We start from the raw sequence: 22,713 nt of genomic DNA on the forward strand, positions 1-22,713 counted from the left end.
GGAATGTAACATCAGGTTACAAATTCAAAAACAAAATCAGATTATACTAAAAAAACAATACAGTATTCATTCAAACCATCATATAACCATTCTCTTTAAACAGAGATAGTAAATGCTTATCATCTCATTCCGTTCAGTAAAATCCCCGAATCATGTTTCCTCTTTCATCTATCCCGAGAACGTACTAATATACAAAAAGCCCCTGAAGGATGGAGAAAGTTCACCTTTCAGCAACCCTTCAGCCGTCTTTCAGCCAGACTGCAAGCATACTCCTGAACGATATTCTCCACTCCCCGTAATACGCACTCTATCCCGTCAAACAACGGGCCAACAGCCCAGATAGTGGAAAAATACGAAGAAAAAATAAAAAAGAGTCATGGTTCCTCAAAACCGAGGTTAACATGACTCTTCTATATCTTCAGTTATAACATATAACCTTCTCCGGTTTTCATTTCAGTTTGGACATAACCGATTCTTATTCAAATCAAGAAAGAGTCCCCCAAAAAAACGAAAAACTTTCACTTCACACACTTCTTACCGTCCACGACATACACTCCGGAAGGCAACCCCTGTAAGGCAGCATTCTGCTTCACCGCAGACCTGACAAGCTTTCCGTCTGTAGTGTAGACATTGACCTTTGCATCCTCATCTGCTCCTTTCACCAGCCGTACCCCCGTCTGTTCACCATCTATATAAAGATTCAAACGCTTCGGAAAAACTCCCTCCAGATCCAAATAGCCCCGGAAAGCTTTAATTTCCGTTCCCGTTTCGGCTTTTAAAAATACGTTCGGTTCATAAGCATATACATTATCTCCGTAGGGTACCACCTTCTGGAAAGTTCCCTGTAAACGAGCCGTAACAGCTCCATCTGAAACAACTGTTGCACCAGACGAAACGGCATCTGCATCTATTGTCACTTTCTCATAAGTTTGCACAGAGACCGTCTGAGCCACCTTTACCAGATAAGGCACTCCCGCTACCATGTCGCGCACATTCCCAAAATTCAAGTTACAATCCTCTCCGGCCAATTCCACGCTTTCCAATGCCTTCACCTCTTCAAAATACTTTCGAACCTGAGCCGAAGACAAATCGAACGGTAAGCAAACCATATTCCACAGCCCTGGCAACAAGTTCTGCCGTACTGTCACCGTGCCATACGTCCCATCCCGCACGTCAAAACGGCTATCGTCCTCACTCAACTCCGATACGTCACTGCCATAATACATCAGCTTCACATCTGCCAAACCAACCCAATTTGCCGTATTGCCGACACCGCCCACCAGGCCTATTTCAGCCGTACGAGAAGAGACCGCACCTTTCACCGAGAAATAATCCAGCACCGCAGATGTCACGTCAGTCTGCTGCCCGTTCAAATACAGAGCCACATTCATGTCTGCCACATCGGCACTGCTCAATTCCACCTTTCGGAATGCCGCAGCCGTCAATTCATAGTTTCCATTCGGGAGCGAACCCACCGTCTGGTAAATGGGGCGTTTCCCATCCTTCAGTTCATTACCCGGACCAATCCAGTTTTCATAGAACACACCACCTCCGTATTCCCCGTTCTGTGCAGTATTGACCAAGGAACGGAAGTTCACCGTCCCGTCGTTCAACCAGCCGCCGTCCGCATTGCAAGCGGCATTATTCACCTTGAACGTCATGTCAAAAGCGATGCCGTTCAGCGGTTCCGCATCTATCACGTACCTCTGGCGTGCGGACTCTAAATTCTCGCACGCTTTCTGCACAGCCGACACATCTACGGCTTTCTCAGCCTCTGTTGCGGCAGACACAATATTGTTCTTGAAAATCGTAAGCGAAGAACTCAATTTAGGAACAGAATTCCCGGCAATCTCCTCTGCCACCATTTTCCGGTTCCGATATACTTCATAAGCCACCATGACACTGCGGGCATTCTCTATTTCCTTCATCAAGCCAGACAACGCCCGCCCCAGAGAATCCACTGTAATGGAAGATACGTCTACTGCCACAGCCTCATCCAACAACGTTTCTACAACTTGCGGCAAAAGTTCGCGGTCGAGTGAGCGAGCCACAGCCACCTGTGCCTCCCACGTTTGTCGCAAGTCATCATCTCCTACGCCCAGATATTCCAATACGAAATCATTCATCACACACCACATTCCGGCATTATCGCATACTGCGCCCACGGTCAACTGCCCATCACCCACAAAAACATCTGTGTAAATACGCGAAACGGTTGCACCGGCATTCAAGTCCTCTGCATTCTGCCCCAGATGCAATGACGTATTCGCCCCATCGGCCCGCGTCTTATCCACACTATACACCGAAACCGGTAAACCACCGGTAGTCTTCACATACAACCGGAAGTGCTTATTGGATGTGCCCAAATCGCTTCGCGCCTGCATACTCACCCGGTAGTTTCCTAACGGGAGCCCTGTCAACAATTGATGACAATCAAAAGTGGTATGCCAGAACTCCATCACTCCCTGACTGAACTTAGGATAGTTCGCATCCGATACCGTAAGCGTCCACCCGGTCGTATTTCCAATGTCAAAACCAGCATTTTGTATCCGCGCCGTCAAATCGACCGGATGTGCAACAGACGCATTATCCAAACGGTATTGCTCCATCGCATCCAGCAAGGCATGATAAGCCGCCATACGTTCACGTGCCTCAGCGGACACCAATAATACACGCGCCTCATCGACCGCCTTTTTCAGAGCACCGCCCTTGTCTTCACCATACGTCAACGTATCTGAAGCCGCCACCGCTTCTTCAAGCAACATGTACGGACTTTGATACTCCAAAGCCACGTCGGCAAACGACACCCACTGACATGCATTATTCAAACCGGACTCCACTCCCACCGTCAAATCTTGGTCGAGTACATCCGTCGCCACTTCCGTCTCACGTAAAACCTTAACCGACGTCACCGGAGACCTGTCGTCATTGGCAAACAATTCTATTACCCCTCCGTCGGCTCCTTTCTGTGCAACCGCCTTGAAGACATAGCGCCCAACAGGTAATCCGGATGCAGACGCATAAATCAAACGCTGTCCGGCCAAGAAATTGCCCGTACAATAACGTTCTATCATGTTCTCTCCCGTAGCATCCCCACGCTGCGCATCCGACCCTTCTATGGCAAACACACGATAATTACCACCTTCAGCATCGGTCATCCAATGCGTACGGCTATCAAACATCACGTCGGTTCCCGAAGGCAACAGACGCCCTCCGTCCGGCAAAACCGAACTGACATCCACAGCTTTGCCCGCATGGGGTAAATAGGCCTTCCAAGCCTTATCCAAATTCTCATAAGCCCTGAAAACCTCATCGGCCGAACCCGCTACAGCAAAAAGTTCCAATGCTTCTTTCAACGAGGCATCGTCCACTCCCTCCGTCTCTACAAACTTCTTATACCTCTCGTACGCATCCTTGTAGTCCTCATAATGTACCTGCAACAGGTGTATCTCTCCCAACACGCGTTGATAACGCACGGCCGTCTCTATCCCATCCGAAGCCGATTCTTTCAATCCGACCAACTGCTGCCAAAGCTCAGATGTCACCTCATCCTCCCGAATGGCATCCGCCTCTTTTCGCATGGCAGACAAATCAACTGACAAATCCGTCTCCCCAAGGTAAAGCAAACTAAAGTTATCCATGGCAAACCAATTCATGCCATTCGCCGAATAAGCATAATTCTGATCGGTCATATTCTTGGCTCCGAAAGTTACCTTGCCCTCTTCGCCGACATAGAACTCTACCGTAAAACGTCCGGCCTCCCCATCCAGTGAAGCCACCGGCGTATTTACCCCGCCGGCATACAAATACACGTCTTTTACATAATTACGGGCAGCCTCTCCGCTCTTGCCTTGTTGCGTGGCAATGACAGATGCCCCCAATTCATATTTACCCGGCTTCAAACCTTCAAGGGTCTGAAATATGTTAAAACGTTCCTGTCCCCAACAAGTCCGACCATCCTCCGAAGCCGTACGTTTACGTTCGATATAAGGCTGGCTTAACCCCGAAACTGACGACACACCCTTTTGAAAACCTTCCACGTCCGTCATCCACAGTTCAGGTTTCTCACAATCAGGGTCCGGCAAAGAATGAGTCAACTCATTTGCATTGGGAATAATATGGAAGGATTTCTCTATTACGACTCCCGACTGGTTAGTCAAACGGAATATCAACTCATGTTCCTGGTCGTCCTCTAAAGTATATGTATAGGAACCTCCCGTGGCCAACTGCCTGCCGTTCTCATCATACCATATTTCACTTTCTATGTAGTTCCAGTTCGCATAAGAAGTGCTCACGGTCAGCGAACGCCCTTTTCCCATCAAGACTTCACTGCCTTCCACCACCTGACCGTTATATACGGCCGTTGAGGACAACGTTCCTTTAATCCCCTCACCGCGTACGGACACGGAAAACATTTGTGTACTCTCTATTCCATGGGTATTCGTGTACGTAAGACGATATATTCCGGAATGTTCAGCCGTGACCTGCCGTTGCTGTCCGGCCGCTCCGTCATCCCATGTCCATTTTCCCGTATTGCTCTCCCCCTCGGGTAAAGTAGCCGACAAGGTCAATACAGCTCCCGGTTCCACATCTCGGATTTCCGCATATTTTCGGGTTTCCGTCTTTCCGGCTATCACAGGAAAAAGAATTGTAGGCGTTTGTTCCGCAGTAACCGGCCGGTCACTGTACATCAAGTCGCCAAATCCCGTATGGTCATACCCTCCGCTATTGTTCCCATACGAACCACCGCCACGCTCCATTCCGATAATCCCTTTCATCGTCCGGCAAAAGTTCATCGGGATTCCCATCCGGTTCTCGTAATGATTGATAAACAACTGCCAAATAGGACGCCATTGCCCGCGTCCGGTAGCATTCAATCCCCCCATCCACCAATTCTGTTTATAAGGCAGGTCGTCCGTGCCACTATTGTATGCAGCCACGTATTCCGCTGCACCGGCTACCATCGCCGCACCGGCCTGGCCTGGTATCAGCGTATTCGTCAAATTGCAAAAAGCATTGTCTCCCTGATTGTAAGCCGACTCAAAAGCGTACGACAACAAGCCCAACGCCGCCATGGCATGCCCTTGATCGCGCCCGCTCTCTTGCATTTGGTTCAAATAACCTAACGGTCCACGCTCGTCTTTATGGAACCAAGGTATCAGTCCCCAACCATAGCCGCACAAACCCTGTCCGAACGCATCGGGATGAAGGGCCGTCACGCAAAGCGACTCATTGCCCGGTCCTTCTTTCAACCAATACATACCGTAATTATATATGTCCGGTAAGTCGCATAATACCCCCAAAGAAACACAGAAAAGCGCATTTCCCAATCCCCAGTTACTATGGTAATGATACCAGTTTTGTTCGCGCTCTACCGTATCATGCCGACGTTCCAAAAAATCTTGTGCCGTAGTAAACCATACATCTATCATGTATTGCTTAAACAATTCAAAATCTTCTTCCGGCCATTTCTTATAATCGCGCATGATTTCGGCAGCATTGATAAACTGGTAACCGATAAATCCGGGAATCAACGAAATATTCGTATTGCCGGCAAGTCCTTTGTTATAGATACGGTAAGCATTCAATACGTCTATGGCCACGTCGCCATAGCCCTCATCTCCCGTAATCTTCCATAACAATGCACATTGATAAGCCCGCGCCGCATTACGGTAAGCATTCATATAATTCTCCTGACCGGATATTCCACGTGAAATATACTCGTTCACGCCCCAGTTATGTCCGTGGTCTCCATTTACGGGAGGAGCCGTACGCAAGGCTTCCAAAGCCTCCAAAGCATGCTCATCTCCTGCGGCCAAGCGGGCACGCACGGCCTCAAAGTCCTCCTCCGAGTGTAGCAGGCCAGGGTGGCGGAAAGCCGCCTCTTGGGCATATAACGTGCCTGCCACGAGAGCTACACTAAATAAACACAATAATAATCTTCGTTTCATGACAATAAAACTTTTCTATCCATATATTTAAAAAAAAAGAATGCCGCCCTTTCCCCAAAAAGGATACGGCATCCCCTCTATTTCATAAAGGACTTACCAAATATCCCATCCTCCGTTTTTATTCGAATACGCCTCGATGATATCATGATCAGAAGCGTTACCGCCATAACCGATATTCACGTCACCACCTGCATTCACACTGCAAGCCATCATATCCGAGACTTCCATCTTTACCATCTCCATACGAGGAGACTCATACATTTTCTTTTCCATTGTTTATTGTTTTTATAAGTTTATACCTTTTATTTGATTACTTTCTTTCCGCCTATGATGTAGATGCCGCATTCCAAGCCACTGAGAGCTTCAGCCTTCTTCACACCGGCCTTCACCTTCACGCCACTCAGAGTAAACACATCAACCATCTTTCCGCCATCTTCCGCCGTATTGTCCAACACTTCACCGACACTAGTCACCGCTCCGTCTATATCGATGAGCAAGCGGTTGACACCGGCAACCGGAGATTCCGAATCCACATTGATATAGGCACGGAAGCCTTTCAGGCTTACCTTATCTGTTTGGTCGGCCAGATAGAACATATCATCCTTGATAAAGTATGCTCCTTGCGGTACTGTGGTGGCATCGTAGTTTCCGGTCATCGAAACAAGATTCATCGGAAAAGCTTCCGGCTGCTTTGCACTGACCATCACACCATCAGCTTTGATTTCCGTCACGGCTTCTTCCGGCTTCACCAAATAAGGCACACCGGCTTCCACGGCATCCACTTTGTCGAAATCCAACGTAATGCCCTCTCCCGAGGCTTGCATTCCACTCAACCGCCTTACCTCGCCCAGTTTATTGGCCTCAACCTGTTCAGCAGTCAGGGCAAAAGGCACACAGAAAGTGTTCCACTTTTCGGCCACCAACTTGCGCTGAAGGGTCACATCAGCATACATGTCAGCTTTCACGTCATAAGCCCCAGTCTCATCCAGAGCCAAAGCCTCGGCCCTGGGAGCTACTTTATAGAGTTTCATGTCGTTACAGCCTATCCAGTTGGCCAGATTGCCCTCTTCCGTCTTCACGCCCAAACGCACTTCCCCTTCCGTACTCTGACAGAAAGAGACCTCATGATAAGCCAATGTTGTAGACTTCATCTCATCTCCTCGTTTCTCCCCAGCATATAAAGCCGCCTTGGCTTCACCCGTACCCGGCACATTATTCACCGGCCCCGCAAAGGTAGCCAGACGCATGGTATAAAATCCTGAAGACAAGTTTACCGTTTGATATATAGCCCATAAGCCATCCGGTAATACGCCATCGGCATAACACTCAAAGAAAGCATCACTACTCGTTTCACCGGTTTGAGCTATATTATGCTGTGCACGAATCCCCCAACCTGCTACATGCGCATCATCACCACTCCATCCTTCTACTGCGCTCCAACTATTGAAACCTGAAACATCCGGATTCTTCAACATAAACGTCATATCGAACTGCTGTTCCCCCATAGGGGTAGCCGATTGCACAAAAGCCCGCCGGACATTCTCCAAAGCATCATAAGCCGTCCTTAGTTCCTCCTCCGTGTCACATGACGCTTTCTCTGCGTCCGCAATAGCGGCTGCAAATGCACTCTCGATTTCATCCGAAGCCTCTGAATTCTGTTTATACTCCTTACAAATCTCAACCAATGCAGCAATAGGACAGTCCGTCATATAACAATGACATACCTCATAAACCTGTTTCAAAGCCAGATATGCTTCTGCCCAACCGTCCACAGTCTGTTCCGGCTCTTTCGCCAAAGCCTCCGCCCTACGTTCTTTAAACGTTTCTGGCAAACCGGACACATCCATAGCCTGAACTTTTTCTTTCATATCATCGTACAACTCTTTCACCTCAATCATTCCGCTTCCGACTTTTTCCAACCGGAAATTATCAAAGAACAAATAGCAATTTTTATAAGGAGAAAAAAGATTTACACCAACCTTTAATTTCCCATCAAGAACCAAAACATTGTTAATATAAGTTCGCCCATTTTCTTTGTCCTCATCCCAAATTTTAGCAACCTCTTCGTACTTTGCATTTCCATTGTCTGTCCATCCCATGACCTCACGCAATCCTGCCTCTTTTCTTCCTGTTACACCGTTAACATAAAAATTCACACGGCCACCAATTCCGGCTTGTCCTTGAACGGAAACATTATACACCCCATTAGGCAATTCTACTTCTTGCCAAAAATCCACTACAGAACCATTAGCTTCCCAATATGGCATTCCCTTATCTATACGATTCGGTTCAGCATTTCTCTCCCATCCTTTTAACGCATCGTCAGTATCGTTGAAATCCGGATTTACCATTTTTGAAGTCAAATCTTCTATTTCAGATACCAAACCAGCTTTTTGGCTATTATAGATGTTTTCAACTTCTTCTGCCGTCAACGCCTTGTCATACAGCCCAAGCTTATCAGCCTTGCCCTCAAACGTTCCCGTAAACGTACCTTTTCCCACATAGAAATGAGTGAAATGGTTGGAAATGTTCTCCAATATGCCCTGATATAAAGTAGAAGGGTCAGCACTCGAATTAGAAGGACCATATTCTACCTTCTTCCCATCCACATAGAACGTACAACCGTCCTTTGCAAACACCATTGTGATCATGGCAAACCGACCCGCAGGAATGGCATTGGACAAAGAGCCACCAGGACTACCATTAAAGTCAATCCACGGCCCACCAATCTTAGCCATGTTATACACCATATAAGTATTGGCCTGAAAGCCTAACATTCCACTCTTATTTTGATCCTCATAACCGTCTGCTCCCAATCCAAATCCCCAAATGGAATTGTCTGCGGTTCCGGTACGATACACCCACAAAGAAATTGTGGCACCGTTGGCAAGTGTCTTACCTTTAAAAGGATTTGCGATTTGCACATACCCCATATTTTGAGTATCGGATGCCGTAAAGTCCAAACATTGCTCCGTTGCACTGGCCATTGAGAATTCCGGCTTTGTCCCATTGCCAAAGTTTTTCAGTTCATAACTGTCTTCCGTTCCAGACTGAAAATCATAAAAGACCAAAGGTTCGGGTAGTTCAGTCCCTTCGTCCATAGACATAGCCCTAGAATCCTCTACTCCATTGACACCCCGCACATCAACCCATGTTACCTGTGCGGTACCAGCCATGGCACTCATCAGTGCCGCCGTAAATAGTAATTTACTTTTCATTTTTTGTTTTTTAATGATTTACATTTAGGTTAATATCACATTTTTCATTTATATAGGATTACGAACAAGCCTCCCTAAAAGCACAAAGAACACATCCATTTATACTTTCTTTACACTATAGTTCAATACACCTCCGTATTCAAATCTATTAAAAGCAAAAAACCGTTCATAAAACACAATAAAACAAAGATTTATTTGGGAAAACGGACAAAAAGCCTTATTTTGCAGAAATTTTCAGTCTGTAGCCTATGGGGGAAAATAGGCAGACTCACGAAAACGAGGAAGCGTATGGCATTAAAAAATATCTTTGCGTGCTGTTTTTGCTTGGTATGTGGAGTAACGACTGTTCCGGCTCAAAAGCAACTAACCGGAAAAGCCACTTATTATTCCGACAAGTTACATGGAAGAAAAATGAGCAACGGCGAGAGATACCACCGTGACAGTATGACTTGTGCACACAAGAAGTACCCTTTCGGTACCCTGCTGAAAGTACGCAACCCGCTAAATGGAAAAGAAGTGGTGGTGAGAGTAACCGACCGTGGGCCTTTCTCAAAACGTTATGTCATCGACCTGTCCAAGGCGGCAGCACGTGAGTTAGGATTCATCCGGAAAGGTTTTTGCCAAGTGGAAATCACGCGGATACATCCCAACCGTATCCCATTCAGACCGGAAGATGCCGAGGAAATTCCGGAGCTACACTTAGAATATCAGGATATAGTGACCTACCCTATACCGATATGGCAACAGGATACGCTACAGAATAAGAAGCCGCAACCGACAAGAATCAAGAAACTTAAAATCGACAAGAAATAGAATTCAATTTGTAGACACAAAATGGAAAAGAAACTCAGAAGAGAGTCTGTTTGCGTACAGGCCGGATGGACGCCCAAGAAAGGCGAACCGCGCGTTTTACCTATTTATCAAAGTACTACTTTTAAATATGACAACAGCGAACAAATGGCTCGTTTGTTCGACTTGGAAGACACGGGATATTTCTATACCCGATTGCAAAACCCCACAAACGATGCCGTAGCAGCCAAGATTGCCGAACTGGAAGGAGGCGTAGGCGCCATGCTGACGTCTTCAGGACAAGCGGCCAATTTCTATGCCGTATTCAATATCTGTCAGGCAGGCGACCACTTCGTCACCTCTAACACTATTTATGGAGGCACATACAACCTGTTCGGAGTCACCATGAAAAAGTTAGGCATCGAATGCACGTTTGTAGATCCGGAATGGGACGACAAACGTATCGAAGCCGCTTTCCGTCCGAACACGAAATGTTTTTTCGGCGAAACCATTTCGAATCCGGGCGGCCACGTGTTCGACATAGAACGCTTCGCCCGGATGGCCCACAAACACGGTGTGCCCTTGATTGTGGACAACACTTTTGCCACACCAATCAACTGCCGCCCGTTTGAATGGGGAGCAGACATCGTCACCCACTCCACCACTAAATATATGGACGGACACGCCACATCGGTAGGCGGTGCCATAGTGGACAGCGGCAACTTCGATTGGAACGCCCATGCCGACAAGTTCCCGGGACTTTGCCAACCGGACGAAAGCTACCACGGGTTGACTTATGCCGACGCTTTCGGCAAGATGGCTTACATCACCAAAGCCACGGCGCAACTCATGCGAGACTTAGGTTCCATCCAAAGCCCCCAAAACGCATTCTTGCTCAATCTCGGCCTTGAAACCTTGCATCTGCGTATGCGGCAGCACTGCGCCAACGCACAAGCCGTAGCAGAGTACCTGGAGCAAAACGAACGTGTGGCTTGGGTGAACTACTGCGGACTGAAAAGCAACAAATATTATGAGTTAGGACAAAAATACTTGCCGAACGGGTCTTGCGGTGTCATCGCATTCGGCCTGAAAGGCACAAAAGAAGATGCCATCCGGTTCATGGACAGCTTGAAGATGATTTGCATCGTGACGCATGTGGCCGACGCCCGCACATGCGTATTGCATCCGGCCAGCCATACGCACCGCCAGCTCTCCGACGAACAGTTGCGCGAAGCCGGAGTGGCACCTGACCTGATTCGCCTGTCAGTCGGTATAGAAAATGTAGAAGACATCATTGAAGACATCCAACAGGCGTTGGACGCATCGAAATAAGTGCCGGTAGCCATGGCTTCGGTTTCCACCACGCCCCACGGCCATCCCCTATTATGCCCAACCTCCCCCGGAAAACGCTGACAAATACGTTTCCGGGGGAGGCTGTTTTCAACGGACACGGTTTCTCAATGCCCCGATTTACCATCCAACTTCTTCCGCAAGATTTCGCGCACCTCGTCAGCCGAAGCCCCGACGGTCAACAGGGTACCGTCGCTGTCGACAAGGAAAGTGCCTCCACCGGAGTTTCCTATACCGTGTAAAGCCCATACATTGTTGGCATCTTCCACCTCGGCATAGCAAGCCCAAGGGTAGCCGTCCTTACGCACCGCCTGCTCCATGTCGCTCCGGCGCTTCTCGCGGGCTATGCCCACCACCATGAAGCCTTTATCCTTGAACTCCTCATAAACGGGAATCATGGATTTGGAATTCGCGCGGCACGGCCCGCACCACGAAGCCCATAAGTCTACAAGGGCAATCTTGCCGCGTATCAGGCCGGACATACGCAAAGGACGGCCGTCGCTACCCGTAATCTCATAATCGGGATAAGGCTGCCCTTCGGCCAATGTCCGGCATTGGCGCAAAGCGTTCACGACGGCATGGTAAGGATGTTCCGGCAAATAACCGGCATAGACGGAATCATAAACCGCCCACAATGCCTGCTTCAGGCTGTCCGGATGATCGGTATCATCCAACTCGAAACGCAAAAAAGACAAGCCGGATACCGAAGGCTTGCGCGCCGCCTCGCGGAGCCGCCACGACTTTTCTTCGGCACGGCAGGCGGCAAGGCTGTCCTGCAAAGCCATCATCCGAGGCGAATAAAGTCTGCGGGACTTTTCCAGACTGTCCCGTTGCTTATAAATTTTGTTCGCCTCTTCCTGCGTCTCCGCCGTCCTCAGGCGTTCATACAAATCCTTGCCTGCCGGAGTGAAATAATCATCCTCACTTTCAAGGGTATCCACACGGGCGTTGTACAGTTCGTACTTGGGACTGAATATGCTTTCGGCGCGTTGGTCCACATCCTGCATCAGCCGGTTCTCCGTCCCGTCGGTCTCCACTTTCGGCCTTCCCTCCTCCGGAATGGTAATATGCAGGGTGGCATTCTCACTCAAGAACTTTGCCCAGTAAAAAAGCCCTTCCATCCAGTCGTGCCACAAATAAAGTTGCCAAGCCTCTATACAGTCAGTATACAAATCATATTCAAACTTCCCGTTATGCACCGGGATGGAAATGAAAGGCTTTACCCGCGCATCAACCCGTAACAGTGCAACACGAGGCGGCTCGCCTCTGTCGTTTTTTCCACCGTCCCCGTCAGGCGGCAATGCAGCTTGCCCTCACGCTCCTCCTTCAGGTTCACGCCCTTGATGAACCAACCGTCTTTCCCTCCTTCCATGAAGTCGAACGAAGTATCACGGCCATCCAACGGCGGAAAGACCAAACGGAAACTCACATTACCGGAATCGGGCATATACACGCGCTGCCCCAACGCCAACCCCTCGCAACGCCGCAAGGGATAGTCTCGCCCCGTCACAGCACCGTGCAAATGCAGGACGGAATCCAGTTGTATCCAATACTGCTTACGGTTGTAAGCCTCCATATATCTTTCCATCAATGTTCCAACTGTTGCTTCAAGTTCTCCAAATGCAAACGGAACTGCTCTTCCGACGCATAGCGCAAACCGCTCCGCACCACATTCCCCATGCGGTCGAGCGTCTCGTAATGCGGAATCCCCAAGAAATTGAACAGCTCCATCAGGCGGTTGAAATCGTCGCGGCTCACCTGCACCACATCTTCTCCGGACAGGTGTTCGTCCACATACTTCCGGTAGTTCTCTTCCGGTCCTTCCCCTTCGGTGCTGATAAACAGGAAATCCACATCGGAATGGTTGCGCAATGCCTCGCGCATCGGCTTGGAACGCTCGATGCCCGAACGGCAAGGCCCACAAAACATCCCCCAAAAGTCTATCAGGACATATTTGCCCCGGTACTTCTCCGTGAGGCGGCGCAACAGGTTCCCGCCTTCCGTATCGGGCAGGGCGTAAGTAAGCGTGTTGCGGCGACGTGCCTGTTCGAGCAACCGCTCGGCCTGGACACGCAACACCTCACGGTTCATATATGCCAAGCGGTTTTGGTAAATGCTGTCGTACATGGACGGTGCTTCACTATAATGGCGTCCTAAATCGGAAGACAAGGCACGCAGCACCACCAAACGTCCGAGTAGCGACGGCTCGTCCGCCCCCAATATCGCAGTGTCCACGGCCATCATGGCTGCATCCTCTTTGGCCACGCTGTCCGGTTCCATGGAACCAACCAATACAGCAGGGTTGCGCATGACCGAAGAAAACTCATAACGGTTCAGGAATATATCCAAGTCACGAAGCACCCAAACGGACACATCGTTGCAAGGCATCTCGCGCAGGAAACGATAGTTGGCAGGGTCACGATACGGTGCCATTTTCTTATTTATTTCCTCTTGAGTCATCTTCCAATCGATGGAAAAATGTTGGTTCATCTCGTAATCGAACACTGCCATACCATGCGCCAACCGCGTCTGGCACTCCGCCAAGTGACACTCCCACGGCGTATAACCGAAACGCCAAGCCACGTAGTCCACCGCCCGTAACCGCTCGCGCATCCGCCTCATGGCGTTTTCCGTGAAATCTTTAAAACCGAGCGAATCCGAAACAGCGGAAAACTCGTCATACGGGTAAGCACAAAGCTCCGAAACCCCGTGCTCCAAAGAACGCTTCCACCCAAACGGGCCGGAAGGCGCAGAAGCGCAGGACACCGAACCATTCGCCTGAATGACCATCTCCGTGGTCTGCCCCGGCACGGCATAGAAGTTCAACCACTCGCGGAAATCCTTGCCTTCTATCGACAGTGCGCCCTCCACGGGATACCAAGCCCAAAAACGGAACTCGAACGTGCCGTCCTCACGGATATCCACCACGAGGGGAACGCGCTCGCCGGTGGTCGGCTCACAACGGTCATACAACATGGTGGAATAGCCTTGGCTGCGCGAATACCCCTCGATGCGGCCACGGACACAGGCCGTGTCCGCCGTGAAAAACTGCCGCTCCAACTCGGGTGTCATCACGAACGGATCCCGTTCCTCGGGCACCTGCGGGGCCTTCCCCTCTTCGTGCACGCCGTAGATATTAAACGCCCCTCGCATATTCCCCTCGATAAAATCAAAGAAACGGGTTTTCCGGGGCATAGGCTCAAACAACACCTTGAACTCGCCTTCACCGCTTGGAGGAGTCACAAAATGTTCCCCCAGCACAATGCCCTCGCCCCGCAAGGCTTTATACTTCCGATTGTCATCACCCAGAAGCCAAGCATCCTTGGACACTTGAATCCACCAGCCCGGCTTGTATCGCTCATGGAAACTGATAATCGTAGCAGTATCGGTAAACTCGACTTTCGTAATACGGATAGTGGAAGTGGTACTGCCCACCCAAGCCGGACGGGAGAACGTCCGCGCTTTCCGAGCCGCCGCCTCCGGGGAGGCGCAGCACAGCACGGCCAAAAGCAGCCATGCCCATAACGTTGTCTTGTACGTTGTTTTCATTTCGGTATTCATCGTTTAAGTATTTCCTTTTTACGTCTTTATCTTACCACGACTTTCTTCGTCACCAAGTTGCGCCCGTCGGCCGACAACACTTGGACGATATAGAAACCGGGAGACAAGGGAGTCTCTACCACCGACGCCCCACACGGAAAGTCTGCCACGCAGACACCGGAGAGCGCAGCGACACGTACCTCTGCCGCCACAGGCGACGGCTCCACGCGCAACGTGCGTCCGGACACCGACACAATAGGCACGGACGCGTCCGTCGCCACTTCGCCTATCCCCGTCTCGTCCGGAAGGTTGGCCGACCCGTAACGGTTCGTATTGCCAAACTTTACCTGATAGGGCCACTGTTCGTCGTTCGCGTCGTTGTCGTCCCACACTTGCCGCCAATATTTCTTCGGGCCTCCGCTCACCACAAAGTAAAGCCGTTTGCAGTCCACCGGACAATCGAAGAATATCGTATCCTTCGGGGTGCCGTACACAGACTTTCCCATGTCGCCATACACCCGGCTGCCATCTTTAAGCAACGCTACAAAGCCATAACGCCACTCTGCGTAGGTCGCATTCTTCACGCGATAGCCCTCCTGACGGTTCAGGCCTTCAAAACAAGCGGAAACCGTGGAACCGACCCTTTTGGGCAAATTCAGCCAGATGATGTTGTGCCCCGTATTCTCAGGAGCCGCAGAAGGACTGATGCGCCAATAATTGTCGGCCACCTTGAGCATGGCAGGCAAGGGACGGCTGTCCACTTTGGCTGCACCGTACTCTTCCAAGGCCGGAATGTCCCAAGTGGCGAAACGGGCTGCACAGTCGTACATTTCGTCATTGAACTCGCTGTCCGTGATTCCCGTGAGGCGCATATAGGCCTCGACGGCATCCTCCGGGTTCCGGCTCTGGTTCCAAAGCCGCCCCATGAAGTCCATCCCGTGCTTGTAACACCAGTAATCTTGTATGAAATAATTGTTGTAACGCGGCGATTCGTGCAGGATATGCTTGTGTACGTTTTGCAGGTAGCCGTCGAACCATTCGTTGTTGAACTGGTCGGCCGGCATGATTTTATAGGCCTGCCATTGTGCGCACTGCTCCCAAAATGCACATCCCTTACCCCCTCCGGGTTCATACATCCAGCCGTTCCGGTTGCCGTTGTCGCAATGCACTTGGTATTGGAAACAGTGGCCTATCTCGTGGTAAAGCGTCTGCCAGTTGCGCGACGGGGCAGCCCAAGGCGTAAGGGTGAGCAAACCGATCAGGTCGTCCACGCCTGAACCGGAAGCTTCCCATCCTTCAGGTTCATAACGCAAGCGGATGACCATCTTATAGGTATCGGTCTTCGACCTGCCACGACGGATGAACTTCAGCGAATCGGTATAAAAATCGAAAGCGATTTCGGCATTCCTCAGCACCTCGTCTATGTCTATCGTATGGTTGCCGCACGTAAACACGGAAGGGTTCTCACCGTAACCTTTTTCCCAAAACAGAATCCAATTCTTCGATTGGCGCGTACGCCCGATATAATAAGCATTGTCCGGGTCATTGACATCTCCCATCAACCACTGAGCCGTATAGACTTTCTTGTCTACCGTCTGCGTGACATCCTGCAAAGCCTGTGCGGCCGAGCGGATTTGCTCCTCGGTCTGTTCAGTATTCTCCCAAACCTCCTGTGCAGCTTGAATGGCCGTCTCCATCTTTCCCCGCTTTTCCTCGTCTTCTTCATACCAGTCCTTCACTTGTCCGGCATAGCGGAGCGCGTCGGCCAAAACATCATAGACGGCCGCCGAGGCCTCGATAGCCGTCACGGCTTCGTCCAAGGCGGCTTTCGCTTCCGCCATGGCTTTTTCATCCGGATTCTCCGCCGCCGAGGCTTTTTCGGCTGCTTCTATGGCTGCTTCCACCGCCTGGCGGACCGCAGACTGGATATGTTTCGCCTGCAATTCCTCACGGACATCATCGGCATAACGCGACAAATAAGCCGCATAATCATCCGGGGTGTTCGCGCCGAGATAATACAGGCGGATGTTGTCGAGACAAATCCAGTTGCCTGTGGCGTTTTCAGCCTTGAACCCGATGGTGACTTGCCCGTCCACCACCGTAAAATAGAGGTCTTTGTGGGCCTTCATCGTATCCACCGGCATGTCATAAATCCCGGCATATAAGGTAACGCCCGTTTGCTTCTCTCCGGCATTCACCGTACTGTTCGCGCCGTTCTGCTGGATATTGCCCACGGCGGCACGCAGGCGGTACTTCCCGTCGGGAATGCCTTCCAACGTCTGCCGGATACCGACATCCGGCACTCTGGACCCGATGTTCACCCAACGCTCCAAATAAGTAGTACCGGATTTGCCCGGAAAACTCGTATTGGTCTGCGTGAGCATCCCATCGTTTTCCCAACCGGTCGTACCGTCCTCGAAATTGGGATTCACGATGCGCGAAGTCATGGTCAGCGGATGCTCCGGCGATGCGTTTTTATATTGGTAAGTCTGCGTAGCCTCCGTCAACCGTTGTGTCAAGGCCAAAATATCCGTAACTGCGACATGCTCGTCTTCATAGACCGTCTGCGCTTCGTCTATCGCAGCTTTCAATTCTTCGGCATACACACCCGAACCGTCGCCGTAAGCTGCCCGCGCCGCCGAAAGGGCAGTTTCCAAACCGCCCTTGTCCATGTCGTCGCAGAGCAATTTCACGTAGTCCACCAAAATCTTGGCATGGTTGGCCGACCCTACCCCCTCGTTGGCCGCAAAACCGATGCGTATCTTTCCGGTGGTTTGCGCCGTAAGCGTAAAAATGAGCTCGTCCGTTTTCCACGACTTCACGGGGAAATTTTTCACGTCGGAAACCGTAGCGGTTCCGTTATCCGGCAGCCAGGCCAACAGGCTGTTTCCGGCACCGGACGTGCCCACGTTATAATAGGCCGAAGACAAACGGTAAGTTCCCTTTGGAAGGGTCACACTTTGGGAATACACAAGCTGCATGCCCCAACCCGTCGTCAATCCGAGCGCACCGCCTTCCGAGCCTTCGTACCCTGAAGCCGGCAGCGCGGAACTGTTGTTGAACGTCACCTCCGGATTATAAGCAAACGTGCCGGCCACGGTATAAGTGGCCATGGTTTCATTCGTCCAACCGTAAACTTCGTTTATGACATCCCCGGAAACATTGCCCGTTTGCCGGGCATCGTAGTTGAATTTCGTATCAAAACCGTGGTTTTCCAAGAAGTAAGCGGATATATCCACTTGTGCCCAACCGTGCAGACTCGACGCAAGACACAAACACATGAATAAGTTTCTTTTCATATTATTAGGTATAATGTTTAGTGCCGTAAAGGTACATATTTTAAGCTAATAGCACAAAATCTCAAAAGAAAAAGTTATATCCTAAACGACTCTCAGGCAAATGAAAAATCGTTCTCAGGCAATTGATTTTTCGTTCGCCTGAGAATGATTTTCCGTTCTCAGGCGAATGATTTCAGACACGTAAGAAGCTGATAAACAGAAATATCAAGAAATACAATTTCTTTACAACAACACATTTCCTCTTACGCCCTTTCCTATCTGCAAGAAAAACGGACGACAAAATATCCCTCACGTACAGATTAAAAGAGCAGGCATGAAAAAAGCCGCCCGGAGTTCCGGACGGCTTTTTCTCTTATAGCAAATTAAATTATTCGGCGCTTGCAGGTGTTTCTGTTGCAGTTTCTGCTGCCGGTGCTTCGGCCGCAGGAGCCTCTTCAGCCTTGGCCGCAGACTTCTTGGAACGACGCGTACGAGTCTTCTTCGTAGCTTGCTTAGCCATGTTCTCATCATAGTCCACCAATTCGATGAAACACATCGCTGCGTTGTCACCCTGACGGAAACCGGTCTTGATGATACGGGTATAACCACCCGGACGGTCAGCCACTTTCACAGAGATTTCCTTGAACAACTCTGTTACGGCATACTTGTTCTGCAAATAGCTGAAAACGACACGACGAGAATTAGTAGTATCGTCCTTAGACTTTGTAATCAACGGCTCCACGTATTTCTTCAAAGCCTTGGCCTTTGCAAGAGTCGTAGTGATTCTTTTGTGCATGATCAGAGAGATGGCCATATTGGCTAACATCGCTTGTCTGTGGGATGCAGTACGACTCAAATGATTGAATTTTTTATTATGTCTCATTGTTTATTAATCTTTATCTAATTTATACTTAGAAATATCAGTTCCAAACGACAGATTCAGACTCTCTAGCAAATCATCAAGCTCAGTGAGCGATTTCTTACCGAAGTTTCTGAACTTCAACAAGTCGGTCTTGTTAAACTGTACCAAGTCGCCCAACGTTTCCACATCTGCGGCTTTCAGACAGTTCAAGGCACGGACAGAAAGATCCATGTCTACCAACTTGGTCTTCAGAAGTTGACGCATGTGCAACACCTCTTCATCAAACTCTTCATTGCCCTCACCATCGGAATTCTCCAATGTAATCTTCTCGTCAGAGAACAACATGAAGTGATAAATCAGAATTTTTGCAGCCTCTTTCAGGGCGTCCTTCGGGTGAATGGAACCATCAGTAGAAATTTCAAGAACGAGTTTCTCGTAGTCAGTCTTCTGCTCTACACGATAGTTTTCAACAGCGTACTTAACATTTCTAATCGGAGTGTAAATTGAATCGATTGGAATCACATTCACATCAGTACAGAAGATACGGTTCTCATCGGCTGGAACGTACCCCCGACCTTTGTTAATGGACAACTCAATCTGCATCGTTGCTTTGGCATCTAAATGGCAAATAACTAATTCAGGGTTTAACACTTCAAATCCAGTCAGATACTTGTTAATATCTCCGGCCTTGAATTCAGTCGTATTCTCTACCGTGATACTCACTTTCTCATTCTCGAATTCTTCTACTATCTTCTTGAACCGTACTTGCTTGAGGTTCAAGATAATGTTGGTAACATCTTCTTTTACTCCGGGAACTGAAGCAAACTCGTGCTCTACCCCCGCAATACGCATGGTATTGATAGCATATCCCTCAAGGGATGAAAGAAGAATACGGCGCAAAGCATTACCAACAGTAATACCGAAACCGGGTTCCAACGGACGAAATTCGAACTTGCCGTATTTGTCATCCGCCTCCAACATTAATACTTTATCAGGTTTTTGAAATGCTAATATCGCCATTATCTTAATTATTATTTAGAGTACAACTCAACGATCAACTGCTCCTTAATGTTCTCTGGAATGTCTGCACGTTCCGGCTTGTGGAGTAACTTGCCGGACTTGGTATTCTCATCCCACTCTATCCAAGGATATTTGCTATGGTTGAAACCAGCCAAAGCGTTGGCAATAACTTCCAAAGACTTAGATTTCTCGCGAACACCGATAATCTGACCAGGCTTAACAGCGTATGAAGGGATATTCACCACTTCACCGTCTACGATGATGTGCTTATGTCCCACCAACTGACGGGCTGCCGCACGAGTAGGAGCAATTCCCAAACGATAAACGACATTGTCCAAACGACACTCTAAGTTCTGCAAAAGAATCTCACCGGTAATACCGCTTGTACGGGCAGCCTTCTCAAACATATTACGGAACTGTTTCTCCAAAACACCGTAAGTATATTTAGCCTTCTGCTTTTCAGCTAACATGACACCATACTCAGAAGTTTTCTTTCTTCTGTTGTTTCCATGTTGACCGGGAGGGAAGTTTCTTTTTGACAACACCTTGTCCGGTCCGAATATAGCCTCACCGAAACGACGAGCAATTCTTGATTTTGGTCCAGTATATCTAGCCATTTTAAGTTCTAATTTTTAAAGGTTCTTGCAGGAATCCCAAGTCATTGCAGCCGCGACTACAGAAAGGAAATGAAGCCCTTGAAAATCGTTGGAATCCCTACTGTTATTATGGGTTATCTCTTATTAAACTCTTCTTCTCTTAGGAGGACGACAACCGTTGTGTGGCAATGGAGTAACATCAATAATCTCCGTCACCTCAATACCTGCACCATGTATGGTACGAATAGCAGACTCACGTCCGTTACCCGGCCCTTTCACATAAGCCTTTACCTTTCTCAAGCCAAGATCGAATGCAACCTTCGCACAATCCTGGGCAGCCATCTGAGCTGCATAGGGAGTGTTCTTCTTCGAACCGCGGAATCCCATCTTACCGGCAGAGGACCATGAAATCACCTGACCCTCACTGTTTGCTAAAGACACAATGATATTGTTGAATGAGCTATGAACATGCAACTGTCCCATAGCATCAACTTTCACATTTCTTTTCTTAGCTGCGACTGTTTTTTTTGCCATATCTAATTATTATTTAGTAGCTTTTTTCTTGTTTGCAACTGTCTTCTTCTTGCCCTTACGCGTACGAGCATTGTTCTTCGTGCTCTGACCGCGAACCGGCAAACCTAAACGGTGGCGAACACCACGATAACAACCGATATCCATCAGTCGCTTGATGTTCAACTGAATTTCAGAACGAAGATCACCTTCTACTTTGTATTCAGCACCAATCACGGCACGTATATTACCAGCCTGCTCATCAGTCCAGTCTTTTACCTTAATGTCTTTGTCGACACCGGCTTTTGCAAGGATTTTTGCTGAACTACTACGACCTATACCATAAATATAAGTCAAAGCAATTTCACCTCTCTTATTCTGAGGCAAATCTACACCTACAATTCTTATTGCCATATACTTATTTTATTTCTTTTTGCTATAAAATATTAGCCCTGACGCATTTTAAACTTAGGGTTCTTTTTGTTAATAACATACAAACGTCCTTTGCGACGTACAATCTTGCACTCCGGAGTACGTTTTTTTAAAGATGCTCTTGTTTTCATATTTTTGCTTTTTTATTTATATCTAAATACAATGCGACCTTTAGAAAGATCATAAGGACTCATCTCCACCCGAACCTTATCCCCAGGCAGAATCTTTATATAATGCATTCTCATTTTCCCGGAAATATGAGCCGTAATCTCATGCCCATTCTCCAACTCTACTCTAAACATTGCGTTAGAAAGAGCTTCTATAATCACACCATCTTGCTCAATTGCTGACTGTTTCGCCATACTTAATATAATTTTCCTTCTATTCTTTCTATTCCTTCAAACGAAGATAAAATATCAGCCTTCCCGTGATGAATGGCTATCGTATGCTCGAAATGTGCCGCACACTTGCCATCACAAGTTTTGATTGTCCAACGGTCTGGCATCATCCCTATTTTGGGAGATCCTAAAGTGATCATGGGCTCGATAGCAATGCACAAACCATTCTTGATTAACGTGCCATTACCTCTTCTGCCGTAATTGGGAACTGCCGGTTCTTCATGCATCTCTTTCCCGATACCATGCCCGACAAACTCTCTGACCACTCCATAGCCATTGGATTCACAATGATTTTGCACGGCACAACCGATATCACCGATTCTCTTTCCGGCCAAAGCTGCCTCGATTCCCAAATAAAGAGATTCTTTCGTTACTTTCAGAAGTCTCTTGACTTCTTCGGAAACTTCCCCTACACAAAAGGTATAACAAGAATCACCATTATATCCGTCCAACAAAGTACCACAATCGACAGAGACAATGTCTCCCTCTTCAAGCGGCCTGTCATTCGGGACACCATGCACCACCTCGTCATTGACAGATGTGCAAATTGATGCCGGAAACGGTCCTCCATAAGGGTTTGGAAAACCCTTAAAGGTAGGCATCGCCCCATGATCCCTAATGAACTCCTCGGCCAAGGCATCCAACTGTTTTGTTGTTACCCCAGGGCGGATATTCTTAGCAATCTCGGTCAACGTGTCAGCCACTAACAGGTTAGCAGCCCGCATCAACTCTATTTCATCCTCTGTCTTAAGAAATATCATATCAGATA

At 48.7% G+C, this 22,713-nt stretch carries 17 protein-coding genes; 2 read left to right on the forward strand and 15 right to left on the reverse strand.

Annotated features, from left to right (window positions below; all coding sequences use genetic code 11):
- Nucleotides 1-518: 518 nt before the first annotated feature.
- The 3 genes from HMPREF9441_RS16475 to HMPREF9441_RS16485 form a co-directional block, all read right to left on the reverse strand.
- Nucleotides 519-5,951, reverse strand: coding sequence for an alginate lyase family protein (locus tag HMPREF9441_RS16475; protein ID WP_008623083.1), 5,433 nt, complete (start codon nucleotides 5,949-5,951; stop codon nucleotides 519-521).
- Nucleotides 5,952-6,044: 93 nt separating this feature from the next.
- Nucleotides 6,045-6,224, reverse strand: a complete 180-nt coding sequence (locus tag HMPREF9441_RS16480; protein ID WP_008623084.1) for a hypothetical protein — start codon at nucleotides 6,222-6,224, stop codon at nucleotides 6,045-6,047.
- Between the two features lie 29 nt (nucleotides 6,225-6,253).
- Nucleotides 6,254-9,169 (reverse strand): LamG-like jellyroll fold domain-containing protein, encoded by a 2,916-nt coding sequence (locus tag HMPREF9441_RS16485; protein ID WP_008623085.1) that lies wholly within the window; start codon nucleotides 9,167-9,169, stop codon nucleotides 6,254-6,256.
- A 288-nt stretch (nucleotides 9,170-9,457) separates the two neighbouring features.
- On the opposite strand from HMPREF9441_RS16485, the gene HMPREF9441_RS16490 reads away from it, so the two are divergent.
- Nucleotides 9,458-9,982: a septal ring lytic transglycosylase RlpA family protein gene (locus tag HMPREF9441_RS16490; protein ID WP_008623086.1), complete on the forward strand. Its 525-nt coding sequence runs from the start codon at nucleotides 9,458-9,460 to the stop codon at nucleotides 9,980-9,982.
- A gap of 21 nt (nucleotides 9,983-10,003) precedes the next feature.
- Entirely contained in the window at nucleotides 10,004-11,290 is a 1,287-nt protein-coding gene (locus HMPREF9441_RS16495) for an O-acetylhomoserine aminocarboxypropyltransferase/cysteine synthase family protein (protein ID WP_008623087.1), read from the forward strand.
- Nucleotides 11,291-11,415: 125 nt separating this feature from the next.
- On the opposite strand, the gene HMPREF9441_RS16500 is transcribed toward HMPREF9441_RS16495, so the two are convergent.
- The 12 genes from HMPREF9441_RS16500 to map all read right to left on the reverse strand — a co-directional run bounded on the left by HMPREF9441_RS16500 (nucleotide 11,416) and on the right by map (nucleotide 22,705).
- Nucleotides 11,416-12,480 (reverse strand): TlpA family protein disulfide reductase, encoded by a 1,065-nt coding sequence (locus HMPREF9441_RS16500; RefSeq protein ID WP_244949823.1) that lies wholly within the window; start codon nucleotides 12,478-12,480, stop codon nucleotides 11,416-11,418.
- Between the two features lie 47 nt (nucleotides 12,481-12,527).
- Nucleotides 12,528-12,896, reverse strand: coding sequence for a hypothetical protein (locus HMPREF9441_RS16505; RefSeq protein ID WP_008623089.1), 369 nt, complete (start codon nucleotides 12,894-12,896; stop codon nucleotides 12,528-12,530).
- Nucleotides 12,896-14,857, reverse strand: a complete 1,962-nt coding sequence (locus HMPREF9441_RS16510) for a TlpA family protein disulfide reductase (protein ID WP_244949824.1) — start codon at nucleotides 14,855-14,857, stop codon at nucleotides 12,896-12,898. The genes HMPREF9441_RS16505 and HMPREF9441_RS16510 overlap by 1 nt, the downstream gene beginning before the upstream one ends.
- A gap of 38 nt (nucleotides 14,858-14,895) precedes the next feature.
- Nucleotides 14,896-18,147, reverse strand: coding sequence for a DUF6055 domain-containing protein (locus tag HMPREF9441_RS16515; protein ID WP_008623091.1), 3,252 nt, complete (start codon nucleotides 18,145-18,147; stop codon nucleotides 14,896-14,898).
- 367 nt (nucleotides 18,148-18,514) lie between these two features.
- Entirely contained in the window at nucleotides 18,515-19,009 is a 495-nt protein-coding gene (gene rplQ / locus HMPREF9441_RS16520) for a 50S ribosomal protein L17 (RefSeq protein WP_009392353.1), read from the reverse strand.
- Between the two features lie 6 nt (nucleotides 19,010-19,015).
- Nucleotides 19,016-20,008, reverse strand: a complete 993-nt coding sequence (locus tag HMPREF9441_RS16525) for a DNA-directed RNA polymerase subunit alpha (RefSeq protein ID WP_008623093.1) — start codon at nucleotides 20,006-20,008, stop codon at nucleotides 19,016-19,018.
- 11 nt (nucleotides 20,009-20,019) lie between these two features.
- Nucleotides 20,020-20,625, reverse strand: coding sequence for a 30S ribosomal protein S4 (rpsD, locus tag HMPREF9441_RS16530; RefSeq protein ID WP_008623094.1), 606 nt, complete (start codon nucleotides 20,623-20,625; stop codon nucleotides 20,020-20,022).
- 123 nt (nucleotides 20,626-20,748) lie between these two features.
- On the reverse strand, nucleotides 20,749-21,138 hold the full coding sequence (gene rpsK / locus HMPREF9441_RS16535) for a 30S ribosomal protein S11 (protein ID WP_008623097.1): 390 nt from the start codon (nucleotides 21,136-21,138) through the stop codon (nucleotides 20,749-20,751).
- Between the two features lie 9 nt (nucleotides 21,139-21,147).
- On the reverse strand, nucleotides 21,148-21,528 hold the full coding sequence (rpsM, locus tag HMPREF9441_RS16540) for a 30S ribosomal protein S13 (RefSeq protein WP_008623099.1): 381 nt from the start codon (nucleotides 21,526-21,528) through the stop codon (nucleotides 21,148-21,150).
- 32 nt (nucleotides 21,529-21,560) lie between these two features.
- Nucleotides 21,561-21,677, reverse strand: a complete 117-nt coding sequence (ykgO, locus tag HMPREF9441_RS18140) for a type B 50S ribosomal protein L36 (RefSeq protein ID WP_008623101.1) — start codon at nucleotides 21,675-21,677, stop codon at nucleotides 21,561-21,563.
- A 12-nt stretch (nucleotides 21,678-21,689) separates the two neighbouring features.
- Nucleotides 21,690-21,908 carry a translation initiation factor IF-1 gene (infA, locus tag HMPREF9441_RS16545; RefSeq protein ID WP_008623102.1) on the reverse strand — a complete coding sequence of 73 codons (219 nt, stop codon included), beginning with the start codon at nucleotides 21,906-21,908 and terminating at the stop codon, nucleotides 21,690-21,692.
- 2 nt (nucleotides 21,909-21,910) lie between these two features.
- Nucleotides 21,911-22,705 carry a type I methionyl aminopeptidase gene (gene map, locus HMPREF9441_RS16550; RefSeq protein ID WP_008623104.1) on the reverse strand — a complete coding sequence of 265 codons (795 nt, stop codon included), beginning with the start codon at nucleotides 22,703-22,705 and terminating at the stop codon, nucleotides 21,911-21,913.
- Between the last annotated feature and the right edge of the window lie 8 nt (nucleotides 22,706-22,713).

The sequence above is a fragment of the Paraprevotella clara YIT 11840 genome, assembly GCF_000233955.1.
Classification (GTDB): domain Bacteria; phylum Bacteroidota; class Bacteroidia; order Bacteroidales; family Bacteroidaceae; genus Paraprevotella; species Paraprevotella clara.

Coding starts and splice junctions, on each gene's coding strand:
- HMPREF9441_RS16475 (WP_008623083.1), bottom strand. CDS start 5,951: ATGAAACGAAGATTATTATTGTGTTTATTTAGTGTAGCTCTCGTGGCA.
- HMPREF9441_RS16480 (WP_008623084.1), bottom strand. CDS start 6,224: ATGGAAAAGAAAATGTATGAGTCTCCTCGTATGGAGATGGTAAAGATG.
- HMPREF9441_RS16485 (WP_008623085.1), bottom strand. CDS start 9,169: ATGAAAAGTAAATTACTATTTACGGCGGCACTGATGAGTGCCATGGCT.
- HMPREF9441_RS16490 (WP_008623086.1), top strand. CDS start 9,458: ATGGCATTAAAAAATATCTTTGCGTGCTGTTTTTGCTTGGTATGTGGA.
- HMPREF9441_RS16495 (WP_008623087.1), top strand. CDS start 10,004: ATGGAAAAGAAACTCAGAAGAGAGTCTGTTTGCGTACAGGCCGGATGG.
- HMPREF9441_RS16505 (WP_008623089.1), bottom strand. CDS start 12,896: ATGGAAAGATATATGGAGGCTTACAACCGTAAGCAGTATTGGATACAA.
- HMPREF9441_RS16510 (WP_244949824.1), bottom strand. CDS start 14,857: ATGAAAACAACGTACAAGACAACGTTATGGGCATGGCTGCTTTTGGCC.
- HMPREF9441_RS16515 (WP_008623091.1), bottom strand. CDS start 18,147: ATGAAAAGAAACTTATTCATGTGTTTGTGTCTTGCGTCGAGTCTGCAC.
- rplQ (WP_009392353.1), bottom strand. CDS start 19,009: ATGAGACATAATAAAAAATTCAATCATTTGAGTCGTACTGCATCCCAC.
- HMPREF9441_RS16525 (WP_008623093.1), bottom strand. CDS start 20,008: ATGGCGATATTAGCATTTCAAAAACCTGATAAAGTATTAATGTTGGAG.
- rpsD (WP_008623094.1), bottom strand. CDS start 20,625: ATGGCTAGATATACTGGACCAAAATCAAGAATTGCTCGTCGTTTCGGT.
- rpsK (WP_008623097.1), bottom strand. CDS start 21,138: ATGGCAAAAAAAACAGTCGCAGCTAAGAAAAGAAATGTGAAAGTTGAT.
- rpsM (WP_008623099.1), bottom strand. CDS start 21,528: ATGGCAATAAGAATTGTAGGTGTAGATTTGCCTCAGAATAAGAGAGGT.
- ykgO (WP_008623101.1), bottom strand. CDS start 21,677: ATGAAAACAAGAGCATCTTTAAAAAAACGTACTCCGGAGTGCAAGATT.
- infA (WP_008623102.1), bottom strand. CDS start 21,908: ATGGCGAAACAGTCAGCAATTGAGCAAGATGGTGTGATTATAGAAGCT.
- map (WP_008623104.1), bottom strand. CDS start 22,705: ATGATATTTCTTAAGACAGAGGATGAAATAGAGTTGATGCGGGCTGCT.